This is a genomic window from Bradyrhizobium sp., assembly GCF_035652035.1.
In the GTDB taxonomy this organism is placed as follows: Bacteria; Pseudomonadota; Alphaproteobacteria; order Rhizobiales; family Xanthobacteraceae; genus Bradyrhizobium.
In genome coordinates this window covers 1-14,269 of sequence record NZ_DASREO010000009.1, presented here as the reverse complement: position 1 = coordinate 14,269, position 14,269 = coordinate 1, and the positions used below count along the sequence as shown (strand labels likewise).

The window sequence follows — 14,269 nt, the reverse complement described above, 5'->3', positions numbered from 1 at the left end:
GGTATCCGAAACGCTGCAGCGGATAAGTGAGCTTGGCGACGCCAACAAGAGCAAGGCAAATAATCAGGACTACGGTGAGCGAAATGGCGCCGCTCCATGGTTTGACCAACAACGCAAACCCCGCAATCAGAGCGAATGCCGAGACAAGCAGCAGGTAGGCAAATCTCGCCGCCGGATAGAGCCGAGAGTAGGCAATCATGGCGGCTATGCCACCGACGAAGAAAAGCCAACCCAGCGAAGTAACGGTCCCCAGCGACATCAGCGGCGCGATGAAAAGCGCGAGCGTGCCAAACCCGACGAGTGCAACGCCCTCGATGAGCAGAATCAGCCAGCGCGACCTGGCGGCATGCTCGGCTCCCTCGAGCAGCATTTCCGCTTCCTCAAGGGGGCTGAATTCTCTCCGCTTGTTGGACACGGTCCTGGACACAGGCTCACCTCTGCATCTGGCGATCAGGAAAGACTAGAGCTCGTCCAAGCAGGCCTCTTTGAGATGGATCAAGAGACTTTTGTTTCCGCTGATCTAGCAACATCTCTGCAAACCCCCGCCGGAAGCCGCGGAAGAAGCGTTCAGGGGTTCTGCGCCGGTCAAGTGAGATTGATATGCCGCTCTCTGATCCCGTGATTGCACTACAGTTCGCGCAGGGCTATTCGCTGCCGCCATTCGGACTTGCGGAAATTCCATCGCCGTGGATCGCCGACAAGGCGTTCGCTCACCCGAGCAAGTGACCCTAGCTGGCGAGCTTCGCAAACGCGACCCCAGCTTGCTTTGATGCACGTCAAGGCGTCGGTTGCTCGTTCTGCTTTCCTGATTTCGAGAAGAACCCCAGGAGAACCGTGATATGGTCAGGCACTTCTACATTGGCGCGACGACGCTGCTTTTGCTGTTCGTGCAGGCAAATGGGATCGCTGACGCGCAGACGTCACCTGCAGCATTGCAGGAATCGCGAACAACGATCGTCCAGACCATCGGCGCGCAGCCCGAGACTGTCGAGATCGTTGCTAACGGCAGCATCATCACGGTGTTGCGTGTAAACAGCAATATGAACGAAGCCACCCATGCCGGCCGAGATAACGAAGCAAACGTAGTTGGTCAGATTGTTTCGAAAGCAATCGCGGGGTCCCCGTCCTTCAAGAAGTTTCATACCATCAGAGTGCAATACGTGACTCGTTCGAAGCCGGGAGCACCCCTGAAGGTCATTGACACGATCGAATTTCGAAAATCTCCGAGCAGCTCGTTCCAATTCCACGCGACGTAGTCTTGCCTGGTACCGGAGTTACCCTTTCCATTTCGGATGCCGTTGCGGATCCTTGAACCATAGATTGGCCAAAGAAGACGGCGGGCTGGCCGCAGGCGCAGCCTGTTGGCTGGCCCACCTGTTCAGTTAGTCGGAGGGCGTCAACCAAGACATGGCATTGAGAGTCCTGTTTCAATCTACTTCTCGAGATCGTCGGGACACTCGGCCGATTCTCGATGAAACCCTCGCCCTATGGGCCGGGCGTGCCGCCATGACTTGATCAGCATCAAAGCGCCGAAACCGGCTCGCGGGCATCTTGGAAAGCGAGGTAAGCCGCGATGAATCCAGTCAAGATCAGCTACTTTACCGACGCGCTGTGCGTGTGGGCGTATGTCTCGCAAATCCGCATGGACGAACTCAAGACCAACTTCAAGGACCACGTCGAAATCGAGTGCCGTTATTTCCATGTCTTCGGCAACGTCGCCTCGAAAATGGATGCTGCCTGGAAGCAGCGCGGCGGGCTGACTGCCTATCGACAGCATGTCCGCGAAACCGTGGAGAAATTCGGTCATGTCCGGCTTCACGAGCGGACGTGGCAAACGGATGTGCCAACGTCGTCGATGCCGGCACATCTCTGGCTATGCGCAATACGAACCCTGGAAATCGGGTCCGTCTGCGCGCCCGGTTCCAGCGATCGCGCCGCCTGGGCATTTCGCGACGCCTTCTTCCGTCAAGGCCGCGACATTTCGCAAGCCGATATTCTCCTCGGAATCGTGGAGTCGATTGGATTGCCGTCCGCCCAAATCGCAGATGCCATTGCAACAGGTGCTGCGCACGCCGCATTGGCCGACGATCTAGAGCTTGCCCGCGCTCAGTCGATCGCGGCAAGCCCGACACTCCTTTTCAATGAAGGACGGCAGCGCCTGGCGGGCAATGTCGGCTACCGGATTATCGAGGCAAACATCCGCGAGTTGCTGGACGCTCCGCCGGGACAACTGTCCTGGTGCTAGCACCATGCTGCGACTCCTCGCATCGGCACCCGCGTCGGCCCCCCGGGGCAAATTTCGGAAAATCAGAATCTGTGCTGCCCCCCATGAACCGCTGCACGCAGCAAGAGGCGCGGCATTGTTGCCTTTGGCCATCCTCCTGTGACACGATCCGGCGACCTCTTGTCGAGACCTCCTCCCGATTCCCCATGCCCCGCCGGAAGAAATACCCCTGGGAAAAGCTATCTGACGAGCAGTTGCTCAAGCGCCGCCTCAGTAGCCTGAGGGTCACGGTCGAGGGCACCTGGCTCGAGGACTGCCTGAACGCGCTCTATCAGGAGCTCCAGGAGAAGGGCATCCAGCTGCGGCCGCACGCATGGATCTCGAGCGAATGGTTCAGCCCGGGCAACGTGCCCGGCATCGCCATCCCCTTCTATCTCGCCCATCCCCGCCTGATGAAGCTCGAGAAGAAGATGATGCTCGACGTCGAGGGCGGCAGCTGGTCCGAGTGCATGGCCATTCTCCGCCACGAGGCGGGCCATGCCATCCAGCACGGCTATCAGTTGCAGCGCCGCCGGCAGTGGCAGAAGCTGTTCGGCCCCTCGTCCAAGCGCTACCCGCGCTACTACCGGCCCAATCCGGCGTCCAGGCAATATGTCCAGCATCTGCGGCTATGGTATGCGCAGAGCCATCCAGACGAGGATTTCGCCGAAACGTTTGCGGTGTGGCTGCGGCCGCGCTCGAACTGGCGCACGCGCTATGCCGGCTGGCCGGCGCTGAAGAAACTCGAATATGTCGACGAGCTGATGGAGGAAATCGCCGGCAAACGGCTGGTCTCCAGGACGCGCGAGCGCGTTGATCCGCTGCATGAGCTCGGCCAGACGATCGGCGACCACTACCAGAAAAAGCAGGCGTTCTACGCCTTCAATCCGCCGAAGACCTACGACCGCGACCTCCTCAGGCTGTTTTCCGCCGATCCGCGCCATCGCCGGTCGCGGCCGGCCTCGACCTTCATCAGGCGGCACCGCGCCCACATCAGGCAGCTTGTTGCGCGCTGGACCGGCGAGAATCAGCTTACACTCGACGCCGTGCTCGATGATATGATCTCCCGTTGCCGCGAACTCGATCTGCGCGCCGTCGGCTCCGATCGGAAGCTCGTGGCTGACTTCACCGTGCTGCTGACCGCCAAGACCATGCACGCGCTGTTCGGCCCGTCGCGGCGCAAATGGATCGCGTTATGAGACGCCTGCGCGTCCTCGTGCTCATGCATCCGGACTTCATGCCGCCGGAGACGACCGATGGCTACACCGCGCGCGAAATCAACGAATGGAAGACCGAATACGACGTCGTGAGCACCCTGCGCGCGGCCGGCCACGACGTTCGCCCGCTCGGCGTGCAGGAAGAACTCAAGCCGCTGCGCGAGGCGATCGACAATTTCAAGCCGCACGTGGTGTTCAATTTGCTGGAGCAGTTTCACCATGAGCCGGTGTACGACCAGCACATCCCGAGCTTCCTGGAGCTGATGAAGATCCCCTATACCGGGTGCAACCCGCGCGGACTGATCCTGGCGCGGGGCAAGGATCTGTCGAAGACGCTGGTGCACAATCGCCGGGTCGCGGTGCCAGCCTTCGCGGTGTTTCCGATGCGTCACAAGGTCAAGCGGCCGGCGCGTCTCGCCCTGCCCTTGATCGTCAAGAGCCTGAACGAAGACGGATCGCGCGGCATCTCGCAAGCCTCGATCGTCGACACTGACGAGAAGCTCGCCGAGCGCGTCGCCTTCATCCACGAGCGGGTCGGAACGGCCGCAATCGCCGAGCAGTTCATCGACGGACGCGAGCTCTATGTTCCCGTGCTCGGCAACAACCGCTTGCGGGTTCTGCCGGTCTGGGAATTGAAATTCGGCACGATGGGCGGCCAGGCCATCGCCACCGAAAAGGTCAAGCACGATCCGGATTACCAGGAGCGCGTCGGTATCGAGGACGGCCCGGCGAAAAACCTTGCGCCGGAGCTACGCGCCCGCATCCAGCGAACGGCCAAACGCATCTACCGGACGCTGGGGCTCGACGGTTATGCGCGCATCGATTTTCGCCTCGCGACAGACGACACGCTTTATTTCATCGAAGCCAATCCCAACCCGGAAATCGCGAAAAGCCAGGAGTTCGCGCTGGCGGCCAAGCACGACAAGCTCGATTACCCCGGCCTGTTGCATCGCATTTTGACGCTGGGAATAAGTCGGGCAAAGGCCGGCGTCTCCGTCGGCTGACGCGGTGCATGATGCCTCGTGTGGCGGTTCAGAAGTCCGCATCATTGCTGCCGCACGTCCGTCATGCGGACTTTGAACCAAAGCCACACTAGATCAATAATTTATTAGTGTCCTTTCGATTCCGAAGTTCGTAAGCGTGGCGCCGCAAGATCACACGAACTTCGGAATCGGGACACTAGTGCTTGCTGACGGCAAAGTTCGGAATGTACTGGCACTGGTCGGATGGATCGATGTGCCCCTCGTCGAATTCGATCACATCGCCCACATTCACGGTGAGCCCGGCAGGGAGCACCACTGCGGTCTTGCCTTCCCATGTGTCGGCGAAGACCTCCGTGCTTGTGGCGTAGTTCGGATTGATGCGTCTGTCGACCAGAACCTGGCTCGATCGAGTCATGGCTAGCGCCTGAGCCGCGGTTGCTATCCCGATCACCAACGCTTGTTTCCGGATCCACGTCCGTGGTGTCGGCCACCTCGCCTTGGCGCCGCACTCAACCTTCTGCTCCTTGATGGCCGTCAATTCGTCTTCGCCCGACTCGCGCGCCGTCGCCTGTTGTTGTGCGAGGCCGATGGGTTGAACCGCCCAGGACGGCAGGGAAGCGGCGCCGGAAGCGAGGTCGCCGGCAGCGGGCGGCGTGGCGAGCCCGGCTGGATCCGGACTGGGGTCGCCGCCATCGTGTCCGGGCTGCTTCGGCTGATCGACACCATTGATGTCGTGCGCGCCGCGCGTCGCCCTGGCGTGCTTGTCGGCGTCGGCTACGGCCGGAACGTTCGGCAAGGCGTTCTGTTCATTTGGCGCAGTCGGCGCGGGAACCGGTGGCGGCGGAGCCGCCGCAGGCTCTTCCATCACGATCTCAACCGGGATCGCGGCATCCGGGGCGGACTCGGTCCGCCCGAAGAACCCGAACAGTAGAAACAGCGCAATTGCGACATGTCCCGCAATCGCCAATCCATAGGCCATGCGGCGGTTGTTGGATTCCCGCAGGAGGAAATGCTGCAACCACTCCACCACAGCCACCGCGTCAATCGGAACTGCCTAAACTACCGCTATTTTACCTTATGCGTGCCTTTGGCTTCAACGCCCTCCCAGTCACACGGATGTGCTCTGACCGACAACATACTGATCCTTTGGCCGCTCCAGCGATACCGGCTTGTGGTCCCTGGCTGATATCCGGGCGACCTTGATCGGACCGGCGTTTCGACTAACCTTCCCGAACCCTCAAGGTTCTTTCCACACCCCGCCCATGCGCCGACGATTTGTAAAAGTGACGGTTCACGACAAGATGCAGCGTGGCTACCGCTACGTTCTGACTGAACCTGTCGGGCGTAATTTCGATCCGGAGTTTCGTCCCGAACTGACGCCGAAACAGATGCTTGTGCTCGGCGTGTTCTGCGGCAAGTACATGACGGATTGCCGCAAGGAATTTCCCAACAGCTGGTTTGCCGGCGCCCGGCTTTCACCTGCCAGGCGCGACTGCTCGCTGAACTGGTTTGGCGTCAGCGCGAGCCAGCCACTTTCGGCCTGGCGAAAGAAAGGATGGATCCATCCCGACGATCCCCGAGGTTGGTTTCAGTGGTATTGCCGCTACTACATGGGGCGGCGAATCCCCGAAGAGGATGCGCGGCAGATCAAGCGCTGGAAGGCGATCCGGCGGCATGTCGCGCAGATCAAGAGCCGCTGCGAGCCGGGCGATCTGGCGTGTCGGCCCCGGCAACGCCAGGCGCTGCTGCACTGGGCCTATGACAGCCGGAAGATTTGAAACATGGTGATATCAAACGAGCGAGGGCCAGGCTGACTGGTTGAGCGGCGGTCTGACAAATTTAGCTAACAGCTTTAAGTTGTCTTCAATCCATCGGCGTTAGACGACCGTATGGAACATCCAGTTACTCCGATTGTGGTCGGTCTCCTCGGCACTGTCGGGCTGTTCGTCAAAATCATGGCCGAACGGTCAAGCCGACAAGAAGACCATTGGCTGCGACATTTGCTCAAGAGGACATATCCCATCCCTTACGCGATCTGGATGGCCGGATTGGGCGTTACTCTCGGCTACCCCGCGCTTTTGTTCGTCTGGGCAGTACATGGGTTCAGCGCGGTCAATCAGATGCTGTTCCTGATGATTCTCCTGCCTTGTCTTGGCTGCCTTATCGGGTTCTACATCACGCAATGTTTGCGCCTCCCGTGGCTGGCAACATTCGGTGATTGCCTGAACATCAAGCCACGTTCACCGGAAGAGCGGGAAAAGGACGCCTCCCGCCAATCAGTTCTGGCCTGCATCACCATGACGGCCGCAATCACCGTAAGCGTGGCTTTGGCCTTTGGCCTCGGCGTCTTGTAGGCGCCGCAGCCGCCTAGGATCTCCGGATTGCTGAGACGATACGCCCTCTGCTAGCTTGCCAGCGTTGATCTCGGGTCTGGCGGTCGTTCCCATGACGAAAATGAAGTTTGCAATTGTCTTGATCCTGGCGCTGTTGCTCTCGGCCCCTGCCCTTGCGGCGGAGAACGCCGCGATGTTCGCCAGGGGCGTCATCGAACCCGATCTGCATCCATGGACGATTGTCACGGTGCCCGATGAGTGCCTTGTGGTCGAAGTCAGGCTCGACCCCTTCGTTGCGAAGCAGCGCGACCTGAAAACCGAGTTCGGCGCCATCGTGCGGACGATCGTTCCCGCGGCGCTGCAAAAATACCCGAAGCTCAAGAGTGTCCAGCTGACCGGGTTGATCACGGTCCAGGACAAGCGAGGCCACGACCGCGAGGTCCAGGCTGTCATGACGAAGTTTTATCGAGGCAAGTCGGCGTCAATCAAATGGGACACGGTCAAGCCTGACGACGTCATCGATCTCGCCGACAAGAAGACCGTCTCGCCGCTGCTTGCAACGGCCGGCGCGCGCTGAGCGGCCGGGCAGACTTCGGCCGGCCGCGCCGCCGCATCATCCGGGCCAAATCGGGCCGCAATGTCATCCCAGTTTCCGACTAGTTTCGCCCGCATTGATTCTGCGCTGATTCGGCGGAAATGATCGCGATTGTCGGGGATATTGAAGATGGCATTTTTCAAGCGAGAACTCACCCCGGTCGAACGGTTCGAAACGGCACTGAAGGACAGGCGTGCGGCGCGCGAGAAACAGGCTGAACGGCTGACCCTTGTCGAAACGGCGGTCGAAGAACAACGCGGCGAGGCCGAACGACTTGCGGTGGCCGGCGCTATCGCGGCCAAGCTCGGCCGGGCCGAGCTCAAGCTGCGCGCCGTCGAGGAACGGGCCAAGACGCTACGGACTGAACTTGCGGAAATCGACGAGCAGATCGCCTCCACCGAGCGCGCATTGGCCGATGCCAGAGCGCAACGCGACCGCGACATGATGGCAGATCAGATCGAGGAGATGGCTGCGGCTATCGAACGGGCCGCGCCGGGATTTGGCGCTGGCGCCACGGCGCTCGTGGACGCCGTCACCAGGGGTGCTGCGCCGGTGCTGGAGGCGACGAGGTTCGCAACCAGCGTCGACGCCGTGCGCCGGGAGGTTCTCGCGGCTGCGGACCTGATCTGCTGGCAACTGCGATCCGCCGCCGTGCGCACGCGCGCGGGCAATGCAAATCTCGCCATCGACGTGCCGGCCGAGCCGGAGCAACCGTCGGCGCTCGAGATTGACCGGCAATTGACCTACACGCTCAATCCGCTGCTGTGGCGGGAGGGCACGGAGGTTCGCAGAGCTCCAGCGTTCACGCTGGTCGAGTTGCCGAAAATGCTGTTGCCGGTCGCGCTGCGGCATCAACATGTGGACCATCTGAACGCTCGCCGCGTGCAGACCTTGATCCACGTTCATGGCAGCGAAGGGTCGCTGAGCGAGCCCTATCCCGCCGATCTGCAATTCGTCGATCTCGATCTGCTCGCCGCGGAGGAAGAGAGCGTCCAGGCCAACGTTGCCTAAAGCGCGTTGCAACGTTTTCGGGCGAAGCCAATCGAACCACAATCGTTCTTGCTGCCGCCGCAATCCGGCCCAACCGGCTTCCCAATCGCTAACGTAGAGTTACCCCTGCAACTTGGGGAAAATGAGTTGCGCCAGGGGAGCGTCAGAATGCGCCGTGAGCAGCAATCGCTGCTGCCTGCCCGAAAGGCGGCAGAGTTCAAGATCCATTTTCAGATGACCAACGCGGGCGCACGACACGCCTGCAGCGTCACCATACTGGCGACCAGCAGGATCGACGCTGACGCCATCTTTCGCGACAACTGGATCACCATCGAAAAGCTCACACGCCTCAATCTTGTCGCGGAGCAACCGCCGCGGATCAGGCTGGAAACCGCGCTGGAAAACCAGGAACGCGCAGCTTAATAGCTCGCCGGATCCGGCGAATCCGACGGCTTCTCGAATGCCCGCTTCATCGCCGGGCTCATCGGGATGTTGAGGTTGACGTTCTTCGGCGGGATGGGTTGCGTGAACCACTTGGCATAGAGCGCGGGGCCTTCCGGGCTCTTGTAGAGCGCGGACGTTGCGGCGTCGGCGACCGCCTTGAATGCGGTATCGCCCTTGCGCAGCATGATGCCGTACGGCTCTGGTTTCGAGAACGCGTCTTCCGAGATCATGTAAGCCTTCGGGTCCTTCGCGATCGCGATCAGGCCGGCGAGCACGATGTCATCCTGCACGAACGCCACCGCCCTGCCCGTATCGACCATCAGGAACGCTTCGCCCTGGTCCTGGACCGGCACGATCGTCATGCCGAGATTGAGACGGGTGTTGAATTCGAGCGCCTGCTTGATGTTGGTCGAGCCCGCGGGAGCTACGACCGTCTTGCCCTTGAGGTCGGCGATCGTTTTGACGTTGGAGTCAACCCTCGCCATGAAACGGCTCGCGGTGAGAAAATGCGTGTTGGTGTACCAGACCTGCTGCTGCCGCTCGGCGTTGTTGGTGGTGTTGCCGCATTCGAGGTCGATCGTGCCATTGGCCATCAGCGGAATGCGCGAGGGAGAGGTCACCAGCACGTAGCGCACCTCAAGCTTGTCGAGCTTCAACTCGCGCTTCACCGCCTCGACGATCTTGGCGCAGATATCCATGGCGAAGCCGATCGGCCGCCGCTGGTCGTCGACATAGGAAAAAGGCACCGACGCCTCGCGGTGCCCGATCGTGATGTATCCCTGATCTTTGACCTTCGCGAGCGTGCCGGTGAGCTCGTCCGCCCTCGCCGCCCCCTGGCCGGAAACAAGCGCTGCCAGAGCTAGCGCTGCGAAAATGCCTTTACGCACGAAAATTCTCCCGCCCTCGGATTTTGCCTTTACGCGGCAAGCTTGGCGATATCGGAGAATTTTTCAAGCCGCCAAGTGGCAAGATCAGCGATCGCCGCAGAAGCGTGGTCGGTCTCGTGTCCCGCACGCGGTGCAACGCGAAGTGGTGCACCGCAGATGCGGGATCTACGGAGGCAATAGACCCCGGCTCTGCAGCGCACCGCTCACGCGCTGCGCAGCGTCCGGGGAACGCCCCGGTCGAAATGCGCATCTAACGATCGCTGCCGCGGGCGTTCCAGGTGCTCCAGTTCACACCGGCGAGGCTTCGAAAGTCGGTCGCCATCGGCCGCCTGGACTGCCGATCATGCTGGGCGATGCAGCGCTCGGATTCCGCGATCTTCTCTTTCAGCTCGGTGACGGTCTGGGAGGTCTGCCGGCGGCGCCCGGCGATTTCCCCTGACGTGAAGCGCGCGGTTTCCAGCGCCTTCAGCGCCTCGCGGTTCTTCCTGAGCTGAACCCTGTGCCACGCAATGCGGCTGTCGCTGTCTGCACTCATCATCGGGAGCCCTGATTCGCTGGTCAGGATATCATGGCATGGAGGATACCCGGCCGCGCAACCCGGCAATTGTGGCAGCCGGAACGCGACTCGTGTCCCGTACGCGGTGCGGCACGCAGTGATGCACCGCAGATGCGGGACCTACCCACGACCCCGGATCAGCAGCGAACCGCATAGTGCGTCGAAGACGCGCGTAAACGCGCCTCAGGCCGGCCGGCGCGGCACGATCGCGATCGGATTGAAGGTGTAAACCGCCTCGCCGTTCTGGTTGTACGCGGTCCATTTGACGCGGGCGACGCCGATTGGCTTCGACTTCGAGGGGGTCAGCTCGGTCACCTCCCCTTCGAGGTGCAGCGTATCGCCCGGCCGCACCGGCAGCATCCAGCGCAACTCGTCGACGCCGGCCCCGAACAACGGATGCGGACCAAATGGCTTCGCGGAGAGCGCGAGCCGCATCGCGACCGCCGCCGTATGCCAGCCGGAGGCGGCAAGCCCACCGAGGATGGTGTGCTTGGCCGCCTCGTCGTCCAGATGAAACGGCTGCGGATCGAATTCCTCGGCAAAGCGCAGGATCTCGTCCTTCGAGACTGTCGTGCTTTCGCTTGAAAAGCGCATGCCGATCTTGAGATCGTCGAACCATTCGATCATTGCCCCACCCGTCATCGATGTCGCCTGTCGCCATATAGCGCGGTCAACGCAGATTGACACGCGCCGATGTGGACCGATGGTGGTCTAGTTCGAAACTGCAAGACGTCGCGCTCAGCGGACCAGCTTGCGACCGGTGATCGCCTCGAGATTCCCGTAATAGATCATCTCGCGATCGGCCTTCGACAGATCCAGCTTCTCGAAAATCTCCAGCGTCACGCGCGGGTACATCGCCCCTCCCTCCGGATCGAACGGACAGTCGGAGGCGAATAAAACCTTGTCGTGGGAGAAGAACTCGAGGCCGCACTTCGTGGCGGGAACGCCGCCGAACACGGCGGTGTCGGTGTAAAAATTCTGTTTGAAATAATCGAGCGGACGCTTCTTGAGGCTCTTGCGCAGAGAAATGTAGTCCTCATCCGAGGTGCGCTCGCCCAGCACGTCCCAGCCCGGACCGATGCGTCCTTCGAGCATCGGAACGATGCCGCCGAAATGGTGGGTGATGATCTTCAAGCTTGGATGATCGTCGAGGATCTTGGAAAATACCAGGCGCGACATGGCCACTGCGGTCTCGTAGGACCAGCCGAACGTCCACCAGATCTCGTAGAGCGACTTCTTCTCCGAGAGATAGTCCGGCATGTTGGCGCCGCGCGCGGGGTGAATCCAGATCGGCTTGCCGAGCTCCTCCATCTTCTTCCAGAACGGCCGATATTGCGGCAGGTCGATCGGCTTGCCGGCGACGTTGGTATAGATCTGCACGCCGAGCGCGCCGAGCTGATTGATGGCGCGTTCGGCTTCGGCGACGCCGGCGTCCGCGGCATCGAGGCAGATCTGCGCGACCCAGCCGGGAAAATGATCGCGTTCCTTGGCGCACAATTCGGCGAAGCCGTCATTGATGATCCGGATCAGCTCGTCGATCTGCGCCGGGCTTTTCGCAAAGCTTTCGATGGTCGGCTGCGGATAGGAAAGGATCTGCGCGTAGTCCTTGTGGCGGTCGACGATGCCCTTGCGGTAATCGAGGTCGTGCAGCGCCCTGATTGAACGAACGCGCTTGCCGATGTCCTTGTAGTCACCGGCGACGTCCGTCATCTTGTCGGCGAACCGCTTCGGAATGAAATGCGTGTAGGCGTCGATCCTCATCATTTACCAGAGCTCCGATTCCGAAGTTCGCAAGCCAGCGCGGCAACCTCTGATGCGAACTTCGGAAATCAAAGGAGCTCTGGCAACTTATCGTCTTCGAGTGCGGCTTTGAATTTGAAGTTCCTATGAAGGATTGGCAGCGAAACTGACAGGAACTTCAAATTCGCCGCACTAGCTCCTCCCGTTATTGTTCTTGTCATGGCTGTCGCGGTGAGTGCCCCGCGCCGGTTTCGAACGCGATTTGCGACGGAATTTGAGTTGACTTAAATCTCAAATTATAGGGTTTTGCCTTGGGCGCATAGAATAATCCAACAAGGATAAAGCGCGGGGGAGACGGGATGGCCGAGAATTCAGCCGCTACGGCAGGCGCGCGAACGGATACGATCGATGTCGCGGGCTTCATCGATTCCCAGCCGGTCGGCCGTTTCCAGATCCGGCTGCTGCTGGCTTGCGCGGCCGTGCTGTTTGTCGACGGCTTCGACACCCAGGCGATCGGCTACGTCGCCCCTGCGGTCGCGCAGGACTGGAAGCTGGCGCGCGGCGCGCTTGGGCCGGTGTTCGGCGCCGGCCTGTTCGGACTGATGATCGGCGCGCTCTTGTTCGGCCCGGTCGCCGACCGCATCGGGCGACGACGGATCATCATTCTTTGCACCGCCGCCTTCGGCCTCGGCACCATCTCGACCGTTTTTGCCAGCGACGTGCAGAGCCTATTGACCATTCGATTTCTCACTGGCCTTGGTCTCGGCGGCGCGATGCCGAACGCGGTTGCGCTAACGTCGGAATTCAGTCCACATCGCCGCAGGGCCACCATGGTGATGGCAATGTTCTGCGGGTTCTCGATCGGCGCGGCGATCGGTGGCCTCTTGGCCGCCGCCTTGATTCCCGCCTTCGGCTGGCGCGCGGTCTTTCTCGTCGGCGGCACGGTGCCGCTACTGATGGTGCCGCTGCTGGTGCTGCGCCTGCCCGAGTCCGTCCGCTTCCTGGCGCTCACCGGCCGCGCCAATGACAGCGTCGCGCAACTCCTGGCGCGGATCGCGCCGTCCATCCAGCATCCGGCAGGCACGCGCTTCGTGGCGCACGAGGTCAATCTGCCGGGAATTCCGGTGGCGCACCTGTTGAGCGGCGGCCGCGCGTGGGGAACGCTTGCCTTGTGGGTCCTGTTCTTCATGAGCCTGCTCGACCTCCATCTGCTGTCGAACTGGCTTCCCACCGTGCTGAACGACCTCGGCGCCTCCGTATCAGCGGCCGCAGTGATCGGATCGATGCTGCAGATTGGCGGCGTCGTCGGCGCCTTCGCGCTCGGGAAATTCATCGATCGCTTCTCGTTCGGCGCACTCGCGGTCACCTATTTCCTGGCCGCGATCGCGGTTGGTGCAATTGGCTTTTCCGGCCATTCGATCGCGCTCTCGACGCTCGTCATCTTCTGCGCGGGCCTGTGCGTCATCGGCGGGCAGAACGCATCCAACGCGCTATCGGCGACATTCTATCCGACCGCGATCCGCTCGACCGGGGTCGGCTGGGCGCTGGGCATTGGCCGGGTCGGATCGATCGTCGGCCCGCTGGTCGGCGGCATCATGCTGGCGCGGCAGATGAGCAGCGAGTCGGTATTCGTCGCCGCCGCAGTCCCTGCGCTTTGCGCGAGCCTTGCAGCATTCGCGCTCAGCCGCATGGCGCGAGAAGACACGACGGAGCCCGCGACAGAGGCCGTCGCCCTCAACCCAGGTTCAGCTCCTTGAAGAAGTCGTTGCCCTTGTCATCGATGATGATGAAGGCCGGGAAATCCACGACTTCGATCCGCCAGATCGCTTCCATGCCGAGTTCGGGATATTCCACGACCTCGACCTTCTTGATGCAGTGCTCGGCGAGATTGGCCGCCGCGCCTTGGCGCCCGCATTCGGCCCGAGCCGTCACCCGAGATTGAGCTCCTTAAAGAAGTCGTTGCCCTTGTCGTCGATGACGATGAAGGCGGGAAAATCCTCGACCTCGATGCGCCAGATCGCCTCCATGCCGAGCTCGGGATATTCCAGCACCTCGACTTTCTTGATGCAGTGATCGGCGAGGTTCGCGGCCGCGCCGCCGATCGAGCCGAGATAGAAGCCGCCGTGCTTCTTGCACGCCTCGCGTACCGCGGCGGAGCGGTTGCCCTTGGCGAGCATCACCATCGAGCCGCCCGCGGCCTGGAGCTGATCGACGTAGGAATCCATACGCCCCGCGGTGGTGGGGCCGAACGAGCCCGAGGC

19 protein-coding genes are annotated in these 14,269 nt (G+C 61.5%); 11 read left to right on the top strand and 8 right to left on the bottom strand.

Annotated features, from left to right (window positions below; all coding sequences use genetic code 11):
• The coding region (locus VFB05_RS03280) for a DUF308 domain-containing protein (protein WP_325008737.1) at positions 1-370 on the bottom strand (370 nt) is incomplete at its 3' end.
• Positions 371-600: 230 nt separating this feature from the next.
• Between VFB05_RS03280 and VFB05_RS03275 the strand changes: the two genes are divergently transcribed.
• The 5 genes from VFB05_RS03275 (at position 601) to VFB05_RS03255 (ending at position 4,484) form a co-directional block, all read left to right on the top strand.
• Complete coding sequence (locus VFB05_RS03275; protein WP_325008734.1) at positions 601-726, top strand: hypothetical protein; 126 nt, start codon at positions 601-603, stop codon at positions 724-726.
• 113 nt (positions 727-839) lie between these two features.
• Positions 840-1,256 (top strand): hypothetical protein, encoded by a 417-nt coding sequence (locus VFB05_RS03270; RefSeq protein WP_325008732.1) that lies wholly within the window; start codon positions 840-842, stop codon positions 1,254-1,256.
• 317 nt (positions 1,257-1,573) lie between these two features.
• The gene (locus VFB05_RS03265; protein WP_325008730.1) at positions 1,574-2,245 is read left to right on the top strand and encodes a DsbA family oxidoreductase; all 672 of its coding nucleotides are present in this window, start codon (positions 1,574-1,576) and stop codon (positions 2,243-2,245) included.
• A gap of 185 nt (positions 2,246-2,430) precedes the next feature.
• Positions 2,431-3,462, top strand: coding sequence for a putative zinc-binding metallopeptidase (locus VFB05_RS03260; RefSeq protein ID WP_325008728.1), 1,032 nt, complete (start codon positions 2,431-2,433; stop codon positions 3,460-3,462).
• Positions 3,459-4,484 carry a D-alanine--D-alanine ligase family protein gene (locus VFB05_RS03255; RefSeq protein WP_325008724.1) on the top strand — a complete coding sequence of 342 codons (1,026 nt, stop codon included), beginning with the start codon at positions 3,459-3,461 and terminating at the stop codon, positions 4,482-4,484. The genes VFB05_RS03260 and VFB05_RS03255 overlap by 4 nt, the downstream gene beginning before the upstream one ends.
• A 175-nt stretch (positions 4,485-4,659) precedes the next feature.
• Here VFB05_RS03255 and VFB05_RS03250 read toward each other — a convergent pair whose 3' ends face one another.
• The gene (locus VFB05_RS03250) at positions 4,660-5,490 is read right to left on the bottom strand and encodes a hypothetical protein (protein WP_325008723.1); all 831 of its coding nucleotides are present in this window, start codon (positions 5,488-5,490) and stop codon (positions 4,660-4,662) included.
• A 274-nt stretch (positions 5,491-5,764) separates the two neighbouring features.
• Here VFB05_RS03250 and VFB05_RS03245 point away from each other — a divergent pair, with 274 nt between their 5' ends.
• The 5 genes from VFB05_RS03245 (at position 5,765) to VFB05_RS03225 (ending at position 8,804) form a co-directional block, all read left to right on the top strand.
• Complete coding sequence (locus tag VFB05_RS03245) at positions 5,765-6,241, top strand: hypothetical protein (protein ID WP_414643141.1); 477 nt, start codon at positions 5,765-5,767, stop codon at positions 6,239-6,241.
• 111 nt (positions 6,242-6,352) lie between these two features.
• A complete protein-coding gene (locus tag VFB05_RS03240; RefSeq protein WP_325008719.1) occupies positions 6,353-6,817 on the top strand; it encodes a hypothetical protein in 465 nt (154 codons plus the stop codon).
• 91 nt (positions 6,818-6,908) lie between these two features.
• Positions 6,909-7,373: a hypothetical protein gene (locus VFB05_RS03235; RefSeq protein WP_325008716.1), complete on the top strand. Its 465-nt coding sequence runs from the start codon at positions 6,909-6,911 to the stop codon at positions 7,371-7,373.
• Positions 7,374-7,520: 147 nt separating this feature from the next.
• On the top strand, positions 7,521-8,402 hold the full coding sequence (locus tag VFB05_RS03230; protein WP_325008714.1) for a hypothetical protein: 882 nt from the start codon (positions 7,521-7,523) through the stop codon (positions 8,400-8,402).
• A gap of 147 nt (positions 8,403-8,549) precedes the next feature.
• On the top strand, positions 8,550-8,804 hold the full coding sequence (locus tag VFB05_RS03225) for a hypothetical protein (RefSeq protein ID WP_325008712.1): 255 nt from the start codon (positions 8,550-8,552) through the stop codon (positions 8,802-8,804).
• Here the strand turns inward: VFB05_RS03225 and VFB05_RS03220 are convergent.
• From VFB05_RS03220 to VFB05_RS03205, 4 genes are all read right to left on the bottom strand, one after another.
• On the bottom strand, positions 8,801-9,712 hold the full coding sequence (locus tag VFB05_RS03220; RefSeq protein WP_325008710.1) for an amino acid ABC transporter substrate-binding protein: 912 nt from the start codon (positions 9,710-9,712) through the stop codon (positions 8,801-8,803). The two genes, VFB05_RS03225 and VFB05_RS03220, sit on opposite strands and share 4 nt — an antisense overlap.
• A gap of 250 nt (positions 9,713-9,962) precedes the next feature.
• Positions 9,963-10,247, bottom strand: coding sequence for a hypothetical protein (locus VFB05_RS03215; protein ID WP_325008708.1), 285 nt, complete (start codon positions 10,245-10,247; stop codon positions 9,963-9,965).
• 204 nt (positions 10,248-10,451) lie between these two features.
• Positions 10,452-10,895: a MaoC family dehydratase gene (locus tag VFB05_RS03210; RefSeq protein WP_325008739.1), complete on the bottom strand. Its 444-nt coding sequence runs from the start codon at positions 10,893-10,895 to the stop codon at positions 10,452-10,454.
• Positions 10,896-11,006: 111 nt separating this feature from the next.
• The gene (locus VFB05_RS03205; RefSeq protein WP_325008706.1) at positions 11,007-12,032 is read right to left on the bottom strand and encodes an amidohydrolase family protein; all 1,026 of its coding nucleotides are present in this window, start codon (positions 12,030-12,032) and stop codon (positions 11,007-11,009) included.
• A gap of 335 nt (positions 12,033-12,367) precedes the next feature.
• Between VFB05_RS03205 and VFB05_RS03200 the strand changes: the two genes are divergently transcribed.
• Positions 12,368-13,765, top strand: coding sequence for an MFS transporter (locus VFB05_RS03200; protein ID WP_325008704.1), 1,398 nt, complete (start codon positions 12,368-12,370; stop codon positions 13,763-13,765).
• Here VFB05_RS03200 and VFB05_RS03195 read toward each other — a convergent pair.
• Positions 13,743-13,940: a fumarate hydratase C-terminal domain-containing protein gene (locus tag VFB05_RS03195; RefSeq protein WP_414643140.1), complete on the bottom strand. Its 198-nt coding sequence runs from the start codon at positions 13,938-13,940 to the stop codon at positions 13,743-13,745. The genes VFB05_RS03200 and VFB05_RS03195 overlap by 23 nt on opposite strands.
• Positions 13,937-14,269, bottom strand: a 333-nt coding sequence (locus VFB05_RS03190) for a fumarate hydratase C-terminal domain-containing protein (RefSeq protein WP_325008702.1), incomplete at its 5' end; no start/stop codon positions are given. The genes VFB05_RS03190 and VFB05_RS03195, both read right to left, overlap by 4 nt.

Bases quoted from the DNA above. Each gene is read 5' to 3' on its own strand.
- VFB05_RS03270 (WP_325008732.1), top strand. From the start codon at position 840: ATGGTCAGGCACTTCTACATTGGCGCGACGACGCTGCTTTTGCTGTTC.
- VFB05_RS03230 (WP_325008714.1), top strand. From the start codon at position 7,521: ATGGCATTTTTCAAGCGAGAACTCACCCCGGTCGAACGGTTCGAAACG.
- VFB05_RS03200 (WP_325008704.1), top strand. From the start codon at position 12,368: ATGGCCGAGAATTCAGCCGCTACGGCAGGCGCGCGAACGGATACGATC.
- VFB05_RS03205 (WP_325008706.1), bottom strand. From the start codon at position 12,032: ATGATGAGGATCGACGCCTACACGCATTTCATTCCGAAGCGGTTCGCC.
- VFB05_RS03265 (WP_325008730.1), top strand. From the start codon at position 1,574: ATGAATCCAGTCAAGATCAGCTACTTTACCGACGCGCTGTGCGTGTGG.
- VFB05_RS03215 (WP_325008708.1), bottom strand. From the start codon at position 10,247: ATGAGTGCAGACAGCGACAGCCGCATTGCGTGGCACAGGGTTCAGCTC.
- VFB05_RS03260 (WP_325008728.1), top strand. From the start codon at position 2,431: ATGCCCCGCCGGAAGAAATACCCCTGGGAAAAGCTATCTGACGAGCAG.
- VFB05_RS03240 (WP_325008719.1), top strand. From the start codon at position 6,353: ATGGAACATCCAGTTACTCCGATTGTGGTCGGTCTCCTCGGCACTGTC.
- VFB05_RS03225 (WP_325008712.1), top strand. From the start codon at position 8,550: ATGCGCCGTGAGCAGCAATCGCTGCTGCCTGCCCGAAAGGCGGCAGAG.
- VFB05_RS03255 (WP_325008724.1), top strand. From the start codon at position 3,459: ATGAGACGCCTGCGCGTCCTCGTGCTCATGCATCCGGACTTCATGCCG.
- VFB05_RS03235 (WP_325008716.1), top strand. From the start codon at position 6,909: ATGACGAAAATGAAGTTTGCAATTGTCTTGATCCTGGCGCTGTTGCTC.
- VFB05_RS03275 (WP_325008734.1), top strand. From the start codon at position 601: ATGCCGCTCTCTGATCCCGTGATTGCACTACAGTTCGCGCAGGGCTAT.
- VFB05_RS03245 (WP_414643141.1), top strand. From the start codon at position 5,765: ATGCAGCGTGGCTACCGCTACGTTCTGACTGAACCTGTCGGGCGTAAT.
- VFB05_RS03210 (WP_325008739.1), bottom strand. From the start codon at position 10,895: ATGATCGAATGGTTCGACGATCTCAAGATCGGCATGCGCTTTTCAAGC.